This window comes from Pontibacterium sp., assembly GCF_964228735.1.
Taxonomy (GTDB): domain Bacteria; phylum Pseudomonadota; class Gammaproteobacteria; order Pseudomonadales; family Balneatricaceae; genus Pontibacterium.
On sequence record NZ_CAXRBQ010000109.1, the window covers coordinates 1 to 18,325 of the forward strand.

Here is an 18,325-nt window from a genome sequence, read left to right on the forward strand (position 1 = left end):
AAGAACAAAATGCAGGCACTGGGCGCAGCGATGAGAAAGCTGGTCCACCTGTGCTTTGGCGTGGTGAAAAGCCAGGAAAAGTTCCAGCTACACCCGCTCTAAAAGCGTTTGTAGCCAGAATCGAGAGATGGTATCTACAAGGATTATGACATTGGTTATGAACACGAATGTAGGGCAGCGTTCACGCTGCCGGTAGGCTGAAGCCTACCCTACAAAAGCTTTGTAGGAATCATCAGAAAAGAGCGAGGCTGGCCCGAGTTTGGGGGACACTGTACGAACGATACGCTACGGAGCTATACAGTCTTTAATCACGCATGCTACTTATCTATGAAAGCTGGCCAAGCATAATAACCATTTACTACGTATGCGAATCGCACCTAGTAAAAGATAAAAATCCTAGTACCATATATAACAGTCGTTTGTTTAGATTTTCACCTCTTAGTATGCCCCAACGTAGCAGTTCCGATTCCGAAGTATGTACCTCCAAGAAAGCCGCTGAAATCCTAGGTGTCACTGTCCGTACCGTTCAACTATGGACTGACTCAGGCATTTTACGTGCATGGAAAACTCCAGGTGGGCATCGCCGATACCTCCTATCTGAGCTTTTAAAGCTAGAACGTAGCTTCAGTGATACAGACTTACCCGAGACAGAGGCATCATCTCAATCCAATCAACTTTCAATCCTCATCATCGAAGATGATGAGAAGCTACAGGATTTATACAGACTTCGGCTAGGCGAATGGGAACCGTCACCAAAAATAGACTACGCCAGTGACGGATTCGAAGGCACGTTAAAAATTGGCTCCAGCAAGCCAGATGTCGTGATCCTAGATCTCAAACTTCCTAACGTCGACGGATTCAGAATCATCGAAGCCCTGAAAAAAACAGGCGTGATCAACGAGATGAAGCTCATAGTCGTCACGGGGTTGAGTAAAGAAGAGCTTCGCACAAAACTTGCCGATACGGACGAAATTGTTCTCCTGCAGAAACCAGTTCCTTTTGATGATCTAAAGCACCACATTCTTAACTAACTGTTTTTAAAGCGGCTTTTCCTTAGCCGCTTATCCTTCCTCTCCCATCCCTTTCCGATCAGCCAGTTACCGCCGAGACGACAGCTCCTTAGGCTTGAACCTTACAATCCAAAATACGAAATTTTTCGTATTGCTAGACTTAATTCGGAAAAAATGAAAATATACGACTATCTAGACATATACGAAGAAAAGGAAATCGCTCATAGTGAACGTTCGGTCGTTACTTTCCCTACTGGAAGAACTAAATGCGAGCGCAGCGCTGCTGAATCAGCAAGGCATCGTACGCTGGATAAGTAGCACCTTGCTGGAAAGAAATGTAATTGCAATTGGTGACCACATTGCTATCGCGGAAGAATGCACAGCGAAAGGAGTCCGTTGTCAAAATTTAACTAATAGAAATGATTTCCGTGCAACGATCTACTCCATCCAAGACTTTCGCCTACTGATTAGCGATAGGTGTACGCAAAATAAAGAAGGGTTGAGACTACGAGAGTCTGTGAGACGTGACTTGATAATCCCCCTAAGTGATGCCGCAAATGAGTTATGCGAGTTAGTCAATCCACTTGTTAAGAATGCGAACGTTGATAGCTCTGTGTCACAGGCTATTAGATCAACAAGAAACAAACTAAGAGCACTTAATGTTGAAGCATCCATTTATTGGTCTCAGTTAGCGACCTGTGATGAGCAACTCTTGCCCAGCAAAGACAGAATAAAAATCGACGAAATGATCGTCGACGCTACCATCCCGCTCATGCAAAAGGCGTCTTTCTTTACAAAAGTAGATGAGCGCTCTGGCGTGATTTACGGATGTAAAGAGTGGTTAGTTCCATCCATCACGTCTTTGATAAGGGAGCTGCTCAAAAAAAGCAGTCACACCAAGATCCGAATCTCGGCCAACCAGTCAAGTACCGAAATCGTGATCAGGATTGAAGACATCGATAGTGCAGAAACTCATGGATACAAGCGCCTTCGCTCCAAGGACGTCAACTCATTAATAGGATCCAAGGCGGTTAGTTATGCGCTGGCTAAGAAAACGATTGAGAGAAATGGCGGGGAAATACGAACACGTAAAAGAGACAGTGAATCAGGCTATCTAATTACGTTCCCGACAGGAGCGCCCGTCACAAGAGATGCAAACAGAAAGCAGTTAACTCAACGCAATTCACACCTTGAATAAGAACACACGATGAAGACAAGAATTCTTGTAGTAGATGATCAAGATGAACTGAGAAGGCTAGTGAAACTAACACTAGAGATGCTTGAGTATCAGGTTGAAGAATCAGAAAGCGGAGAAGAGTGTTTAAACCGTATAAACGTGGTCAAACCAAGCTTGGTTGTTCTCGATGCGATGATGCCAGGCCGGTATGACGGTTATCAAACTTGCGAAATTATAAAGCAGCATTACCCGGAAATTAAGGTCGTGATGCTAACAGCGAGAGCTCAACAAAGCGATAAATCGTTAGGAAAGAGCATGCGGTGTGATGAGTATATTACAAAACCTTTTAGCCCTATTGCCCTTCAGGAAATCATCAAAAGAACTTTGTCATGAATAAGATTTTCACGACCGTAGAAAGATCGAATGAACGTTTATCTGATTCGCGGACAGAGGTAGAGGGCCTTACGCGTTTAGTGAAAGCATCTTTATTCAAAGATGACGATACTGGTGTGCACACGTCACGTGTGGCTTTTATGTCTATAGAGCTGGCACGCCTGGTAGGTGTTGACGACTCATTAATGCTTCCAATCTTTTACGCATCAGCATTGCATGACGTCGGTAAGATAGCCATACCTGATAGTGTGCTAAAGAAAAAAGGACAACTAACACCATCCGAGTGGAGTGTCATGAGACAGCACAGCCAAAAAGGATCAGATTTCTTCGGTGAAACCGGTTCAGACATATCAAAGGCCTGCTATAACGTCAGCTTGTACCACCATGAGAATTACGATGGGTCTGGCTACCCTCAAGGTTTAAAGGGAAAGGATATTCCTTTGGAAGCCCGTATTGTGTCCATCATTGATGTTTACGACGCATTAACTATGGATCGCTGCTATCGGCCCGCACACACACATACAGATGCAATAAAAATAATCACTTGTGATATGGAATCAAAGTTTGATCCCCATATTCTGAACGTCTTTCTTAAGCATGCAGAGAATTTTAAGCATATAAGAGAAATCATAGAGCGAAACGGTCCCATAGACAGCCTGTATAACTATTATGGTTAACAACATAAAAAACCAAAAGACTCTGGATATATTCAATGAGGTCGAACAACCTATATTCATAGTCAGCAATCAAAAAAACCTAATATGGTGCAACGACGCTGCTGAAAACATATTTGATAAAAAGATCATTGAAGACAGCATAAAGCACAGAAATTTTCTTCTTCAAAATTATGAAAACGGAGCTAGAACATATCAACTGATTTTCAACACAAAGATTGGCATCCCTGTAACATTTTCTGTGTTTTACGACGAAGATTACGACATATACATATCATCTCACCTGATAAACCAGGACATAGAAAGGCAAAAAGAAGGACTCACAAGCCTCATAGAGCAAACGTTAATACAAAAGCAAAAAAAGCTAAAAAACCAAATTAAAGCAATACAAACGAAGATAAGAAACAGAACCATCAGAACAGCCAATGACATTGACTTTGCGATGGAGTGTTTAAGCCAAAGTGCTGAAATTCTTGAACAGGAATGGAAAAAGATTAGATCTTCAACCGGTACATTCAGAGGTTGCTGTACCAGTAATGAGAGAACAGAAGTAGAGATGATCACACGTTGTGTTGAACAGCAATTATCAGCGCATAGTATCAGAACCAACACCAGATTATTAAATAAACGCTACGGTGTGATCTATGGCGGATTTGATGCAATTTGTAACGCCCTTTCTGGGTTGATAGCGAGTTCTCTAGCGAGAGAAGCCGGTGACAGGGACGTCACACTTTCAGTTTACCAGTCTTCAAAATGCATCATATGGGAATGGCAAGCCGAAAAACATGTTGAGGACACCGACCTGGTTGCTAGATATATTTGGCTTTCTTTCCAGGGTCAACTCCAAGAGAAAGCAGATGATGGATCCCTAGTGTTGATGGCTAGCCTTCCTAGTGGAGCATCAATTAACAAAAGCGACCTAGATCTATCCATTTGGGCAGAAAACGAAATACAGAAGATAATCACCTAAGCCAAAATATGTCTATTCGAACAAAGACAATTCTCGGAATCATGCTCGTCGAGGTAGTGTTGCTCACTATCGTTTGTGCCGTAAGCATCAGTGCGCTGAAAAGCGCTAGTACTGAGGACTTACATCGCGAAGCCAAGATCACCTCAAACCTGTTGATCTCAGCGACGATGAACTCTTTACTTGCAACGGACTTAGCCTCGCTTGAAGTTCTGACCGATGAATTCTCTGCAAACCCAGACGTAATTTACGTTCGAGTATTCGATAGACAACGATTAATGGCTGAGTCTGGTGTTCTAACCAACCTTCGCAAGGCCCTGTATACCGATACCGAAAGCCAAAACGTAGCCACTGACATCTACGAATTTTCATCCCCTATAAGCCTGGATGGATATGAATATGGTCGTCTTGAGATCGGCTTAGACGCAGCCAGAATATACAGTCGTATTGATGATGCCAAAAATAACCTGATTACCATATCTATCATTGGAATCATCGCCTCAGCTCTTTTTTCGTTCTTCCTCGGAGATCGACTTACCAGACAGTTCGAGGTGATCACGCGTGCGTCATCGGAGCTAACAAAAGAAAACTTTGGTCATAAGATTGAAGTAATTGGAAAAGACGAGCTTGCAACAGCTGCCCGCTCATTCAATATTATGGCTGAAAAAATTCAGCAGCTCTTAAGTGTGAGTAAGGATCAGCAACGAGAGATAACCGACAGAGAAGTAATTTTAAGGACACTACTGGAATCAATACCTGCTGGCATTCTTTTAGGAGATGAAAATCGAGTAGCCATCTTCTCCAACCAGAACTTGGTAGAAATTTTCGATTGGAATTCCATCGAAGACTTTGATGTTGATGGAAAGGATTGCAGCAACCTTCTCCCCCTTATCCTTCAAAAAACAAAGAACCCCGATGGTTTTTTACAGTTTGTTAACGATAGCATTTCCAAGTCCTGTACAGTCAAAAATCATCAAGTAGATCTAATTAACGATAAAACAATTGAGGTCGACTACGTCCCTATTTATGTCGCTGAAGGAAATACCAAGAAACATCTCTGGTATTTCAGAGACATTACACAAATCATTAGCACTGAAAAAAGCAGTAAAAAAACGGCCCAAGAGCTTGCATCAATATTTAAACTAAGTCCCGACGGTATCGCATACTTCGACATCAACGGAGTGATCCTGCGTGCTAACAGTACATTTTGCAATCTTACTGGTATCGATGAACAAAAAGTAGCAGGGCTCAGTCTTCGAGCACTTGATCATGTTCTTATACATCTTATGGTAGATAGCTCTTGCTTTAAATTCACCGACTATAGAAGTGAAATCACAAAGTCTATAACTTATGGAACGAGAAGAGAGTTAACTGATACTTTTGAGATTAAACAAAACAGTATCATTCATTTGGAGAGAAGCATTATTTTCGACTCTGATAATAACCTTACCGGAGGCTTCATCTACCTGAAAGATATAACGGAAATAAAGAAAATTGAAATCATGAAAAGTGAGTTTTTATCAACTACTGCTCATGAGCTTCGTTCCCCGATGGCAAACATTTTCGGATACTCTGAGCTACTACTAGAAAAAGATTTCAAAAAATCGCAGCAGCTGGAATTCATTTCCATAATACACGACCAAACCCAACGCCTTGTTTACATTATCGATGATCTACTGGACTTAGCCAGAATAGAGTCTCAGGCAGCAGGAGATCTGAATATAGAGACGTCAGACTTAAAAGAGATACTAATAAAGTCTGCGGACACACATCGCTCAAAAAGTGAGAAGCACACAATACAAACAATTATTGACCCTACCCTACCACATCTAAGATTTGACAAAAACAAAGTACACCAGGTGTTAAACAACATCATAGACAACGCGATTAAATACTCCCCTCGCGGAGGTGACATTCACATATCTGCATATATGGAATATATGGAGGGGATCAGCGGTGCTCAAATAAAAATAAAGGATGGCGGCATTGGAATGTCTAGCACGCAGCTAGACAGGGTATTTGAGCGTTTCTATAGAGCTGATACCTCCGGAAAAATACCGGGCACCGGTCTGGGCATGTCTATCGTTAAAGAAATAATGGATTTACATGGTGGAAACATATCCATATCAAGCAAAGAGCAGAGCGGCACGACAGTAAAGCTATGGTTTCCAATCCTTTAAAACAGCAGAAATTTAAAAAATGAACACCAGACAGCTATTAATAAAAGAGACTGAGAAGCAAATTTCTGAGCGAGGAATTGGCGCGGTGTCTGTTCGCTCTGTAACCAGCAGCATACATCACAATGTAGCGACGATCAGCTATTACTTCAGAACGAAGGACAACCTGTTCCTAACCATCTTAAAAGAGAACCTTGTAGAGCTGGTTAACCACATATCGACTGAAAACGAAAACCCGGGGGAGAAAGATGGAATCAAGGACATCTACACCCTCATAGAATATGTGCGGCTAAACCCGGTTAGCGCATCTGCAATCTCTCAGATCACGAAACATGTAGTAAATAACTACACCATGGAGACGAGAACTGAGTTATCAGCATACATTTGCAGCTTGTTCAAAAGCAAACTACCTGAGTTCGAGTCAGATATTTTCCCCAAGTCTTTCAGGATGTTGGAAAATCTGAGCCTAATATCAGAGATTCTTAGTTTCACATTGTGTGACCACAATGTAGCCACCACTGAGCTCTCAGAGCTAGAGACACTAGAGCTGTCTCAAGCGACATATCAGATATATAAAATCAAAAGAAACAACTTGATCGAAAGCCCGTGTGCGGTTTAGCTGCGTTTACCGAAAGATCAGTAACCAAACGCTATTGATGTGGGCTTATACACAGAGAAAAGAGCGAGGCTGGCCCGAGTTTGGGGGACACTGTACGAACGAGACAAGTACAGTTGGCCAGCCTCAAAGGGTCGCGCTTATCAGAACGCAAACAAGGTCAAACTAAGAACTGAGTCGGAATCTTAGTCTGTGAATACAACCGTGCGCTGCCCATTCAGGAACACACGTTTGTTGATGTGGTAACGCACTGCGTTGAACAGGGTGATACGCTCGATATCCTGCCCTTTCGCTACCAGGTCTTCCGGGTAGTGCGCGTGGTCAACCTGCTGGATACCCTGCGCAATGATCGGGCCTTCATCCAGGTCGTTGTTAACGTAGTGTGCGGTCGCACCTACCATCTTCACACCCTTCTCCCATGCTTGGTGGTAAGGACGTGCACCCTTGAAGCCCGGCAGCAGAGAGTGGTGGATGTTGATCGCTTTACCATCCAGATATTCACACAGATCCGGTGACAGTACCTGCATGTAACGCGCCAACAGCACCAGCTCGATGTCGTACTCTTCCAGCAGCTTAACGATCTCCGCTTCCTGCTGTGGTTTGGTATCCGGAGTGATCGGCAGGTGGTAGTAAGGGATTCCGTGCCACTCGGCCAGGTGTTCCAGGTCCGGGTGGTTGGAGATGATCACTGGTACTTCGATATCCAACTGACCGGTACGGTGGCGGTACAGCAGGTCGTTCAGACAGTGATCGTATTTGGACACCAGAATCGCCACGCGTGGACGGTGATCCGGTGCAGTCAGCTCCCACTCCATCTGGAATTCGTCAGCACGCGGCGCGAACTGTTCTGCAAACTGCTCTGCAGAGAACTCTTCAGACTGTGGGCGGAACTCGATACGGATAAAGAAGCGGCCTGCTTCACGGTCGTCGAACGAGTGAATCTCATCAACATAGTTACCGGCTTCTGCCATGTAGCGGGTTACCACATCAACGGTACCCAGCGTACTTGGACAGCTCGCGGTAAAGATCCAATTGGTCTTGGATTTCATAGCAACCTCTCTAAGAATAGGGGCAGCACCGACAACGGCGCTGCCCCTCGATCTTGAAGCCTTAATTCTGAGAAAAGACTCTTCTCAGATCAGGCGTCTACAACCAGACCAAACTCACGGCTGGCATCCTGAATCCACAGCCAGATGTAATCCGCAAAGCTGCGACGTACAACCAGTTCGAACTCAGTGTCGCCTTTACGACGGATCACGGCAGAGCTCTTGGCAAATACAGTGGAAACCACTTTACCTACCGGGAACTCCTTCGGATGCAGATCCACCGGAGTACACTTCTTCAGCATCTCAACAACGTTTTCACCGGACAGTTCGTACACGGTGGAACCGCCGCTGCTGTTCACCAGAGAGTGGTGGCCGTTCATCTCGTCACGGAAACGGGTTTCCATTTCGAACGCTTTCTCACCCGGCACCAGGATCAGCCACTCGTCTGGAGCGATCCAACGAACAGACACGTCGCCTGCTTCCACAGCGGTCAGCTTTGTCTGTGGCAGCTCAACACCCAGAACGTTCGCGGCAGATGCCATCAGTTCAGCGTTGTTAGGGTTGCAACGCAGGGTCAGGTGACCCAGCAGTTTGTTCTCTTTGAAGCGGATGCCACCCTGACGTGGCCCCTGCTTCGCCAGAGATTCCAGTTCGACGTGGTGCAGTGGCGATTCGCCACGTACACCTGCATCCGCTGCCGGAATCTGGTTCATAACAACCGCTTTAGGCGTTGTTACTTCTTCTTCAGCTACAGCTACGTTCAGATCAGACATTTTGACGCTCCCCTTTTGGATCCAGGAAGATCGGGCTACAAATTTCAGCTTCTACAGTACGGCCATCTGCCAATGGGTAGTAAACCTTCTCACCCATCTTATCCAGACCACCTTTCACGAAGCCCATGGCGATACTGCGACCGAGGCACGCACTCCAGTAACTGGACGTGATGTGACCTACCATCGGCATCGGGATTGGCGCTTTAGGGTCGAATACACCCTGTGCGCCTTCCGGCAGTACCACGTTTGGATCTACAGTTTTCAGACCCACCAGCTGCTTACGGTCAGGACGGACACAATCTTCACGTGCCATACCGCGCTTACCGATGAAGCTGAACGGTTTCTTCGGAGATACACACCAGCCCATGCCCAGATCGTATGGGTGTACGGAGCCGTCGGTATCCTGACCTGCGATGATGAAACCTTTCTCTGCACGCAGAATGTGCATGGTTTCAGTACCGTATGGGGTCAGGTTGTACTTCTCGCCGTGCTCGAACAGTTTCTCCCAAACGTGCAGACCGTAGTTCGCCTGAACGTTGATCTCGAAGGACAGTTCGCCGGTGAAGGAGATTCGGAATACACGTGCCGGAACACTTGCAACGTTCATCTCGCGCCAGTCCATGAAACCGAAGTTCTCTTTGGACACATCGTAGTCGGTCAGCTCAGCCAGCAGCTTGCGGCTGTTAGGACCGGAGATGGTCATGGTTGCCCAGTGATCGGTTACGGTGTTGAAGTACACCTCCATCTCTGGCCATTCGGTCTGATGGTACAGTTCCAGCCATTCGTATACGCGTGCCGCACCGCCGGAGGTGGTGGTCATCACGAAGTGGTTCTCACCCAGGCAAGATGTAACACCGTCATCGAATACCATGCCGTCTTCGCCACACATCAGGCCGTAACGACACTTGCCTACTGGCAGCTTCGCCCATGCGTTGGTGTACACACGACCGAGGAATTCACGCGCGTCTTTACCCTGGATGTCGATCTTACCCAGTGTAGATGCATCCAGGATGCCTACAGATTCACGGGTCGCCAGACATTCACGGTTCAGTGCGTCCTGCATGGACTCACCCGCTTTCGGGAAGTACCAAGGACGTTTCCACTGACCTACATCCTCAAACTTCGCACCGTTTTCTACGTGCCACTTGTGCATCGCAGTGTAACGTTTCGGATCGAACAGCTCGCCACAGTCACGGCCTGCAATCGCACCGAAGGTTACCGGTGTGTAGTTCGGACGGAAGATGGTAGTACCGGTCTCAGGGATGGTCTGATTCAGTGCTTTCGCAGCGATCGCCATACCGTTGATGTTACCCAGCTTACCCTGGTCAGTACCGAAGCCCATGGCGGTGTAACGCTTCACGTGCTCGATAGACTCGTAACCTTCACGACACGCAACTTCGATACCGGCTGCGGTTACGTCGGTCTGGTAGTCAACGAACTGTTTTGGCGCTTTAGACGTTGGCTTCAGGTGCGGAATGTGGAACAGGGTCATTGGGTTGCCCTCTTTCACCTCTTCCGCTTTTGGCAGAGATACTTCTGCCGCAGTCATACCCAGCTCAGCCAGTGCTTTCAGACCTGCATTCAGACCTTCAAACAGTGCGGTGCTGGTGCTGTAGCTACCGTTGATTGCGCCGGCAGTCAGCTGTTTCTGTACGGTAGGCCCAGGCAGGAAGCCAACCACGTCTTCGTTCCAAACCGGACGCGCGCCAGTGTGGCAAGACAGGTGGATAACCGGGCTCCAGCCACCGGAGGTCGCTACGGTGTCTGCATTCATCTTGGTTACGGAACCGTTTACACGGCTACCGTCTGCACTCAGTGGAGCGATGCTCACACCGGTCACACGCTTGCTACCGCTGACTTCGATTACCGCAGAACCGGTGATCACATTCAGGCCACGCTGGCGCGCAGCAGATACACGGTCACCCTGTGGGTTCTGACGGGTATCAACGATCGCCGCAACTTTACGACCGGCATCGTGCCAGTCCAGTGCCGCCTGGTAACCGGAGTCGTTGGTGGTCATCAGGACCAGCTCGTTACCCGGTACCACGCCGTAACGGTTGATGTACGTGGAAACAGCGTTTGCCACCATGCAACCCGGTACGTCGTTGTTTGCGTAAACCAGTGGACGCTCGTGTGCGCCGGTCGCCAGGATCACCCATTTCGCACGTACACGGTGCAGACGCTGACGCACCATACCTTCCGGTGCCTTGTCCGCGATGTGGTCGGTACGACGCTCGTGGATAGTCAGGAAGTTGTGATCGTGGTAGCCGTTCACAGTGGAACGCGGCAGCAACATTACGTCTTCGTAGCCGCTCAGCTCTTTCACCACGTCGCTTACCCATGCAGATGCAGCTTTACCGTCCAGGGACTCTTTGCTGCTCAGCAGGCTGCCACCGAACTCCGCCTGTTCATCGGCGATGATTACACGTGCACCGCTGCGTGCTGCAGTCAGTGCTGCCGCCAGACCTGCAGGGCCCGCACCTACAACCAGAACGTCACAGTGCTGGTTGATCTTGTCGTACATGTCCGGATCGTTTTCCAGCGGAGAACGACCAAGGCCAGCAGCCTTACGGATCATGTTTTCGTAGGTGTGCCACAGAGACTGCGGGTACATGAACGTTTTGTAGTAGAAGCCAGGAGGCATCATGCTGCCACCGACTTTACCCACGTAACCCATCAGGTCGTTATCAACGTTTGGCCAACCGTTGGTTGCGCCCGCTACCAGACCGTCGAACAGCTCCTGCTGAGTTGCACGTACGTTTGGTACCTGAGTCGCTTCGGTTGCACCCAGCTGCAGAACCGCATTCGGCTCTTCCGCACCTGCGGCTACGATGCCGCGTGGACGGCTGTATTTGAAACTACGGCTTACGATGTCAATACCGTTGGCCAGCATCGCAGATGCCAGGGTATCACCGTGGAAACCTTTAAATTTCTTGCCGTTGTAGGTAAAGGTCAACGGCTTGGAACGGTCGATGCGACCTCCGCTCTGGAGGCGGTTTTTCTGTGTCATTGCTCCGCTCCTCTTACTCAGCAACCACGGATGGCTGTTCGCCAATCAGGTAAACTTCTTTGATTTCGTAGGTCTGGGTGTCGCGCGTTACGTTGAAGAACTTACGACAACCGGCAGCGTGCACCCACATTTCGTGGTGCAGACCACGCGGGTTTTTACGGAAGTAGAGGTATTCACCCCACTCCTTGTCGCTGCAAGCATCCGGGTCCAGCGGGCGCGCGATATGCGCCTGACCTGCTGCGTGGAACTCTTCCTCTTCCCGGTATTCGCCACAGTGCGGGCAGTAGATATGGTACATGGTATTAACTCCCCTTAGTGCGCTACGCCAGCTGCGCCGTGCTCGTCGATCAGCGCGCCGTTGTGGAATCGGAACATAGAGAACGGTTTCGCCAGATCATGCATCTGGCCTTTCGCCAGAGATGCTGCAAAGACGTGACCAGACCCTGGAGTCGCCTTAAAGCCACCGGTACCCCAACCACAGTTGAAGAACAGGTTCTTGATTGGCGTTTCACTGATGATTGGACATGCATCAGGACAGGTGTCCACGATACCGCCCCACTGACGGTTCATGCGTACACGGCTGAAGATCGGGAACATCTCAACGATCGCCTGCACAGTGTGCTCGATGGTTGGGAAGGAACCACGCTGACCGTAACCGGTGTAACCGTCGATACCTGCACCGATTACCAGGTCACCCTTGTCGGACTGGCTCACGTAACCGTGTACGTGGTTGGACATTACAACGGTGTCCAGAATCGGTTTGATCGGCTCAGATACCAGTGCCTGCAGCGGGTGAGATTCCAGCGGCAGTTCGAAACCGGCCATCTTCGCAACCACACTGGAGTTACCCGCTACGACAGAACCTACGCGGTCTGCCATGATGTCACCGTAACGATTGGTTTTAACGCCAACAATGGTGCCATCTTCGATGATCAGGTCGGTTACTTCGGTTTTCTGGATCAGGTCTACACCGTGTGCGTCGGCACCACGTGCGAAGCCCCAGGCCACCGCATCGTGACGTGCAACACCGGCACGAGGCTGCCAGGATGCGCCCAGAATTGGGTAACGGGTGTTCTCGGAGCAATCCATGTGAGGAACCAGTTCCTGCACACCTTTTGTATCCAGCACTTCACCGTCGATGCCGTTCAGACGGTTAGCGTTTACACGACGCTCGATGTCACGCATGTCCTGCAGAGTGTGGCCCAGGTTCAGTACGCCACGCTGGGAGAACATTACGTTGTAGTTCAGGTCCTGAGACAGGCCTTCCCACAGCTTCATCGCGTGCTCGTACAGGTGAGCTGCTTCGTCCCACAGGTAGTTGGAACGTACGATGGTGGTGTTACGTGCGGTGTTACCGCCACCCAGGTACCCTTTTTCGATGACCGCTACGTTGGTCACACCAAATTCTTTCGCCAGGTAGTAGGCTGTTGCCAGACCATGACCGCCGCCACCGATGATGATTACATCGTACTTCTTCTTCGGCGTAGGGTTACGCCAGGCGCGCTGCCAGTTTTCGTGATGGCTAAGACTGTGCTTGAACAGTCCGAAACCTGAATAATGCTGCATCGTATCAGCTCCCGTTAAATGGGCGGCCAGTCCTGCCGACCGCCTCAGTTCTGTTCAATTAGCGGTAAACAGGGTAGTCAGCGCACAGCGCTTTAACCTGCTCTTTAACTTCAGCGATCTTCGCTTCCAGAGCTTCCGGCTGGTTCAGTACGTCCAGCAGGTCAGCGATCCAGCCCGCCAGAGTACGGCACTGCTCTTCTTTGAAACCACGGGTGGTTACAACCGGAGAACCGATACGCAGACCAGAGGTTACGAATGGAGACTGAGGATCGTTAGGCACCGCGTTCTTGTTCACGGTGATGTTCGCGCGGCCCAGGGCAGCATCTGCATCTTTACCGGTCAGCCCCTGCTTGATCAGGCTCAGCAGGAACAGGTGGTTCTTGGTGCCGCCGGAAACGATCTCGAAGCCACGCTCGATCAGCACTTCAGCCATCGCGTTAGCGTTCTTAACAACCTGCGCCTGGTACTCTTTGAATTCTGGATCCAGTGCTTCTTTGAACGCTACCGCTTTTGCCGCGATCACGTGCATCAGAGGACCGCCCTGACCACCAGGGAATACTGCGGAGTTGATCTTCTTCTCCAGCGCGTTGTCGCGGGAGATAATCAGACCACCACGTGGACCACGCAGGGTCTTGTGAGTCGTAGTCGTTACAACATCAGCGAACGGTACCGGGTTCGGGTACAGACCCGCAGCGACCAGACCGGCAACGTGTGCCATATCAACGAACAGATATGCGCCTACTTTGTCAGCGATCTCACGGAAACGCGCCCAGTCAACGATCTGGGAGTAAGCAGAGAAGCCCGCCACGATCATTTTTGGCTTGTGCTCAACAGCCAGTGCTTCAACCTGATCGTAATCGATCTCACCGGTTTCTTCGTTCAGACCGTACTGTACCGCGTTGTAGATCTTGCCGGAGAAGTTAACGTGAGAACCGTGAGTCAGGTGACCACCGTGCGCCAGGCTCATACCCAGTACAGTGTCGCCTGGTTCACACAGAGACATATATACGGCTGCGTTCGCCTGGGAGCCGGAGTGTGGCTGCACGTTAGCGTACTCAGCACCAAACAGTTCTTTCGCGCGGTCGATCGCCAGCTGCTCAGCTACATCGACATGTTCACAACCGCCGTAGTATCGCTTTTCAGGGTAACCCTCAGCGTATTTGTTGGTCAGCACGGAACCCTGCGCCTGCATAACGCGCGGGCTGGTGTAGTTTTCGGAGGCGATCAGTTCGATGTGCTCTTCCTGACGCTTTGCTTCCTGCTCCATTACCACCCACAGGGCATCATCGAAACCTTGGATCTGATCATTCTTATTAAACATTTGCACCTCCTCACCCGACTAATCGGTGAGTTACGTAATATCGGTTTTTAGTTGTTTTTTTCCTGGCTTTCTCTCGACTACTAAGAGGGAAAGTAATCAGGCCGGGAGGTAAACGCTGAACGGTGTTACTGGCTAGGAGCCCTACACGGGCGTGCTAAACAACTCCCACGCAATCGATATTATCGGGTCTCAGGGGGGCGGCTATGCTCGAATACGTCTTGGTAATATCAATTTACGACAGGCGGTCTATTTAGTATGCGACACAGCCCCTGCTACACCCCGCACCGCCGCTGCTACCGCCAATTCTGGCGTGTAGCGACACATGACTACTCGATTGCGACGCTACAGATTAAATATGCACTCCAATACCAAGGTGTTTTCTGTATGCGTCATCTTTTTGCGCAACTCCGCACTCCATGCGACATATGCAAAACAATCCATTGCTCACAATAAAAAGCAGCGGTAGCGTCGATTTTTTTCAACCCAATTACTTGTAGCGCCATGACCACAAATACAGCCACCGTTGATAACGACTACCTGAAAGGATTCACCCTGGTTCTGCTTTCTGCCATCGGCTACGGACTGCAACCGTTATTTACCCACGTTGCCTACAGCGACGGCGCCAGCCCTGTGGGCTTATTGGTGCTTCGTTTCCTCGCAGCGTCTTCGATGATGTTTGTCTGGTTAAAGCTGCGGGGCTTTGAGATGCCACCGCTAAAACACAACCTGCAATACCTGCTGGTTGGCCTCGGATACTCAGGTGCAGCATTGGGTTACTACAGTGCCAGCCACAGCACGTCGGTCAGCCTGGCGGTGATTCTGATGTTCTCTTTCCCCGCATTTGTAGTGCTGTTTTCCATTGGGGTACTCAAGGAGAAAGCCACACCACTGAAGCTGGTCAGCGTGGCATTGGCGATTGGCGGTGTTGTTGTGGCGGTCGGCCTGGATATTCAGGGTGATAGCACCGGTGTGCTTTGGGCGTTGTTTGCAGCGCTGGCGTACGGGTCGGCTATTTTGTACGGCACCCATAAAGCCAGCCCGCTTTATCCGGCACAGTCTGCTTGCATGGTGCTGATCGGTTGTTTCCTGGGCGCGCTTGTCGTCAGCTCAATACAACCGACGCATTGGCCACAAACGGATGCAGGCTGGTTGTCGGTGGTAGGTCTGGCGTTGTTTGCAACCATCTTCCCGATCGCAACGTTTATCGCTGGTGCACCTAAGATTGGCGCATCGAACGCGTCCACCATCTCCACCATGGAACCGGTAGTCGCGGTGGCGATCGCCCTGCTCTTGATTGGTGAGCCGCTGAACACCGCAACCTTGATTGGTGGTGGGATGGTTATTCTGTCGGTGGTTTTGTTATCACGCTCTAAATAAACAGCCATTTACAATGGCTATTTAATATTAAAGCCGCCTGAATAGAAAATCCCCCTTCTAAATATCCGTGCAATAAAAAAGGCCACCCTAATTGGGTGGCCAAGCACATCCTTCACTGATGGATCGATATAGATCGATTTAAATACTAGCGATTGTTTTCAAGGCCTAGTTTCCTAAATACGCTGCCAGCGTTTTTATTTACGACAAGGCAAACCTCTGATTTTAAAGCCCCTACTTTTTCCTCCTCGCTCCCACGCTCTGCGTGGGAATGCATAGAATCCCCGCCATCTGCGGGTTCGCACGCAGAGCATGGGAACCAGAAGTTGCCAGTATTCACCGACCTTCAACTTATTTCAGGCAAAAAAAAGCCACCCATGGCGAAGGGTGGCAAAAAAGACCCGTGATATACGAGGGATTGGAGCGAGGCAAGCTCCGCAGACTAATTGGACGATTTAGTCTGTAGTCGCCAAAGCAATGCAGTAATATGCAAGTGCCATCAACGGTTGAGCGCGAATAATCCATTATTCAGTCAAAGTTTCCGGTAACGTCAATTAAGCCAGGGCGTCCCCGCTTAAATATCGTGTTCACTTCGACTGAAGTTAGATTATCCCAACACACCTGCACGGCATTATCTAAATACGACCCTCTTTTTCCTAAAAGAGTAATTTTTGACCTTTTTTCTATTTACTTTACTCAGATCGTCGCAAACAGGCAGAAACGCCCCAGTTCTACAGCGCTGTCTTGTTTGAATTCTCTGTTTAGCACGCTGTACCGAACAGAGCCCGCGCGACCGCCAACAGCACTCACTCTCGCGCTCTGCTCACCCGCATATATCACGTTATCGTATCTTTTTGCTTGAACATTTTTCAGCAATGAACGCAGAAAATATCAATAAATTGCAGCAACTTATAAGGAAAATTATCATTCAAGAACTATACTCCACTGACAGTCTTCAGGGATCGTGAGTACGAGATCATGGCTCGACAGGTGCAGGGAAACAGCCTAAACATCTACATTCTTGGCTTCGTTTTCATCTTTGGCGCATTCATATTTGTGTTTGAATATGGCTACCAGCGCTTTTTCACGCTGCAAAATGCCTTTGCCCAGGCAATGCACAATAACTACATCCAGCAGAACGCCGCGATGGATATGCGTGTAGCGGTTCGCGAACGTGCCATTCTGCTATGGCAGATGACACTGCTGGACGATCTGTTCAAGCGAAATGAGCTGTACCAACGCTCCAACCAGCATAGCAGCGACTTTCTGAGCGCTCGCACACTGCTGCTGGGGACCAACCTCACGCCACAAGAACTGGATGTAATCGATAGACTCAATCGCGAAACCAACTCCCGCGCCCCCGAGCTTAGAGCGTTTGCTAAGAAACTGATGACCAGTAACCACGGATCTACCGCCATGCTCAACATGGCGCTGTCCGATCAGATCATTGTTGCCAACCTGCTGGATGAACTGATCGAGATGCAACGTGCGCAGAACGAACGTTTCCGTGAATACTCTTCCGATGCACAAACCAAGCTTTTCAGTCGCGTGCTGCTTTACATGGTCATCATCGTTGTCGCTGGTTTTGTTTTTGCTGGCTATGTGATTTTCACCTCCGCCAAACAGCGCCGCCAACTGGAAACCGCAAATACCGAACTGCAGCATTTTGCCACCCACGATCACCTGACCAGTCTGCCTAACCGGGTGTACCTCACCCATCAGATCGAACGTGTGATGTCGTCGGTACAGCGTAAAAACAGCGTTGCGGCCGTGTTGTTTATCGATCTGGACAATTTCAAACCGGTTAACGACCAGTATGGCCATGAGGTGGGCGACCGCTGCCTGAAGTTGCTGGCGCACCGGATCAAGGACAACGTGCGCGGCTCGGATATGGCAGGACGCCTTGGCGGCGATGAGTTTGTAGTTGTCTTAAGCGAGCTGGACGAAGCCAGTCAGGCCGAAGTCGTCGCCCAGAAACTGATCGACCGACTCAGTGAAAGTGTGTGGATCGACGACAAGGAACTGCGCCTTTCCGCAAGCATCGGCGTATCGTTGATCACACAGAGCACGAAGAGTGCTGAAGGTGCGCTCACAGCGGCCGATAAAGCGATGTATATCGCAAAACAAACCGGCAAAAACAAATTGTACGCGTTTGATACACAGTGATTCCTTACGCCTTTGTGATCCAGAGGCGTTCGGTGCTTAGTGTTCTATTGTGGCC

At 49.2% G+C, this 18,325-nt stretch carries 15 protein-coding genes and 1 pseudogene; 10 read left to right on the forward strand and 6 right to left on the reverse strand.

The features are described from left to right. The 8 genes and pseudogenes from ACEQ15_RS12335 to ACEQ15_RS12370 all read left to right on the forward strand — a co-directional run. Positions 1–102, forward strand: a pseudogene (locus ACEQ15_RS12335) (IS110 family transposase); the annotation flags it as partial. Positions 103–443: 341 nt separating this feature from the next. Further along, positions 444–1,031, forward strand: coding sequence for a response regulator (locus tag ACEQ15_RS12340; protein ID WP_370279495.1), 588 nt, complete (start codon positions 444–446; stop codon positions 1,029–1,031). Positions 1,032–1,236: 205 nt separating this feature from the next. After that, the gene (locus tag ACEQ15_RS12345; RefSeq protein WP_370279496.1) at positions 1,237–2,208 is read left to right on the forward strand and encodes a hypothetical protein; all 972 of its coding nucleotides are present in this window, start codon (positions 1,237–1,239) and stop codon (positions 2,206–2,208) included. A gap of 9 nt (positions 2,209–2,217) precedes the next feature. Continuing rightward, complete coding sequence (locus ACEQ15_RS12350) at positions 2,218–2,580, forward strand: response regulator transcription factor (RefSeq protein ID WP_370279497.1); 363 nt, start codon at positions 2,218–2,220, stop codon at positions 2,578–2,580. Next, positions 2,577–3,257 (forward strand): HD-GYP domain-containing protein, encoded by a 681-nt coding sequence (locus ACEQ15_RS12355; RefSeq protein WP_370279498.1) that lies wholly within the window; start codon positions 2,577–2,579, stop codon positions 3,255–3,257. Before ACEQ15_RS12350 ends, ACEQ15_RS12355 begins: the two co-directional genes overlap by 4 nt. Continuing rightward, the gene (locus ACEQ15_RS12360; RefSeq protein ID WP_370279499.1) at positions 3,250–4,224 is read left to right on the forward strand and encodes a PAS domain-containing protein; all 975 of its coding nucleotides are present in this window, start codon (positions 3,250–3,252) and stop codon (positions 4,222–4,224) included. The genes ACEQ15_RS12355 and ACEQ15_RS12360 overlap by 8 nt, the downstream gene beginning before the upstream one ends. Positions 4,225–4,232: 8 nt before the next feature. Then, a complete protein-coding gene (locus tag ACEQ15_RS12365; RefSeq protein WP_370279500.1) occupies positions 4,233–6,401 on the forward strand; it encodes an ATP-binding protein in 2,169 nt (722 codons plus the stop codon). Positions 6,402–6,420: 19 nt separating this feature from the next. Next, positions 6,421–7,017 carry a TetR/AcrR family transcriptional regulator gene (locus ACEQ15_RS12370; protein ID WP_370279501.1) on the forward strand — a complete coding sequence of 199 codons (597 nt, stop codon included), beginning with the start codon at positions 6,421–6,423 and terminating at the stop codon, positions 7,015–7,017. Positions 7,018–7,199: 182 nt separating this feature from the next. Here ACEQ15_RS12370 and purU read toward each other — a convergent pair whose 3' ends face one another. The 6 genes from purU to glyA form a co-directional block, all read right to left on the reverse strand. Next, positions 7,200–8,063: a formyltetrahydrofolate deformylase gene (purU, locus tag ACEQ15_RS12375; protein WP_370279502.1), complete on the reverse strand. Its 864-nt coding sequence runs from the start codon at positions 8,061–8,063 to the stop codon at positions 7,200–7,202. Positions 8,064–8,152: 89 nt separating this feature from the next. After that, positions 8,153–8,833 (reverse strand): sarcosine oxidase subunit gamma, encoded by a 681-nt coding sequence (locus ACEQ15_RS12380; protein ID WP_370279503.1) that lies wholly within the window; start codon positions 8,831–8,833, stop codon positions 8,153–8,155. Continuing rightward, positions 8,826–11,843, reverse strand: a complete 3,018-nt coding sequence (locus ACEQ15_RS12385) for a sarcosine oxidase subunit alpha (protein ID WP_370279504.1) — start codon at positions 11,841–11,843, stop codon at positions 8,826–8,828. The genes ACEQ15_RS12380 and ACEQ15_RS12385 overlap by 8 nt, the downstream gene beginning before the upstream one ends. Before the next feature lie 13 nt (positions 11,844–11,856). Next, on the reverse strand, positions 11,857–12,141 hold the full coding sequence (locus ACEQ15_RS12390) for a sarcosine oxidase subunit delta (RefSeq protein WP_370279505.1): 285 nt from the start codon (positions 12,139–12,141) through the stop codon (positions 11,857–11,859). 14 nt (positions 12,142–12,155) lie between these two features. Then, on the reverse strand, positions 12,156–13,409 hold the full coding sequence (locus ACEQ15_RS12395) for a sarcosine oxidase subunit beta family protein (protein ID WP_370279506.1): 1,254 nt from the start codon (positions 13,407–13,409) through the stop codon (positions 12,156–12,158). Between the two features lie 58 nt (positions 13,410–13,467). After that, entirely contained in the window at positions 13,468–14,730 is a 1,263-nt protein-coding gene (glyA, locus tag ACEQ15_RS12400; RefSeq protein WP_370279507.1) for a serine hydroxymethyltransferase, read from the reverse strand. A 501-nt stretch (positions 14,731–15,231) separates the two neighbouring features. Between glyA and ACEQ15_RS12405 the strand changes: the two genes are divergently transcribed. Together ACEQ15_RS12405 and ACEQ15_RS12410 are read left to right on the forward strand one after the other, a co-directional pair. After that, complete coding sequence (locus ACEQ15_RS12405) at positions 15,232–16,107, forward strand: DMT family transporter (RefSeq protein WP_370279508.1); 876 nt, start codon at positions 15,232–15,234, stop codon at positions 16,105–16,107. Positions 16,108–17,082: 975 nt separating this feature from the next. Then, the gene (locus tag ACEQ15_RS12410) at positions 17,083–18,270 is read left to right on the forward strand and encodes a diguanylate cyclase domain-containing protein (RefSeq protein ID WP_370279509.1); all 1,188 of its coding nucleotides are present in this window, start codon (positions 17,083–17,085) and stop codon (positions 18,268–18,270) included. The last annotated feature ends 55 nt before the right edge of the window (positions 18,271–18,325 follow it).

Bases quoted from the DNA above. Each gene is read 5' to 3' on its own strand.
- ACEQ15_RS12350 (WP_370279497.1), top strand. From the start codon at position 2,218: ATGAAGACAAGAATTCTTGTAGTAGATGATCAAGATGAACTGAGAAGG.
- ACEQ15_RS12355 (WP_370279498.1), top strand. From the start codon at position 2,577: ATGAATAAGATTTTCACGACCGTAGAAAGATCGAATGAACGTTTATCT.
- ACEQ15_RS12410 (WP_370279509.1), top strand. From the start codon at position 17,083: ATGGCTCGACAGGTGCAGGGAAACAGCCTAAACATCTACATTCTTGGC.
- ACEQ15_RS12360 (WP_370279499.1), top strand. From the start codon at position 3,250: ATGGTTAACAACATAAAAAACCAAAAGACTCTGGATATATTCAATGAG.
- ACEQ15_RS12390 (WP_370279505.1), bottom strand. From the start codon at position 12,141: ATGTACCATATCTACTGCCCGCACTGTGGCGAATACCGGGAAGAGGAA.
- ACEQ15_RS12365 (WP_370279500.1), top strand. From the start codon at position 4,233: ATGTCTATTCGAACAAAGACAATTCTCGGAATCATGCTCGTCGAGGTA.
- ACEQ15_RS12340 (WP_370279495.1), top strand. From the start codon at position 444: ATGCCCCAACGTAGCAGTTCCGATTCCGAAGTATGTACCTCCAAGAAA.
- glyA (WP_370279507.1), bottom strand. From the start codon at position 14,730: ATGTTTAATAAGAATGATCAGATCCAAGGTTTCGATGATGCCCTGTGG.
- ACEQ15_RS12395 (WP_370279506.1), bottom strand. From the start codon at position 13,409: ATGCAGCATTATTCAGGTTTCGGACTGTTCAAGCACAGTCTTAGCCAT.
- ACEQ15_RS12380 (WP_370279503.1), bottom strand. From the start codon at position 8,833: ATGTCTGATCTGAACGTAGCTGTAGCTGAAGAAGAAGTAACAACGCCT.
- ACEQ15_RS12370 (WP_370279501.1), top strand. From the start codon at position 6,421: ATGAACACCAGACAGCTATTAATAAAAGAGACTGAGAAGCAAATTTCT.
- purU (WP_370279502.1), bottom strand. From the start codon at position 8,063: ATGAAATCCAAGACCAATTGGATCTTTACCGCGAGCTGTCCAAGTACG.
- ACEQ15_RS12405 (WP_370279508.1), top strand. From the start codon at position 15,232: ATGACCACAAATACAGCCACCGTTGATAACGACTACCTGAAAGGATTC.
- ACEQ15_RS12385 (WP_370279504.1), bottom strand. From the start codon at position 11,843: ATGACACAGAAAAACCGCCTCCAGAGCGGAGGTCGCATCGACCGTTCC.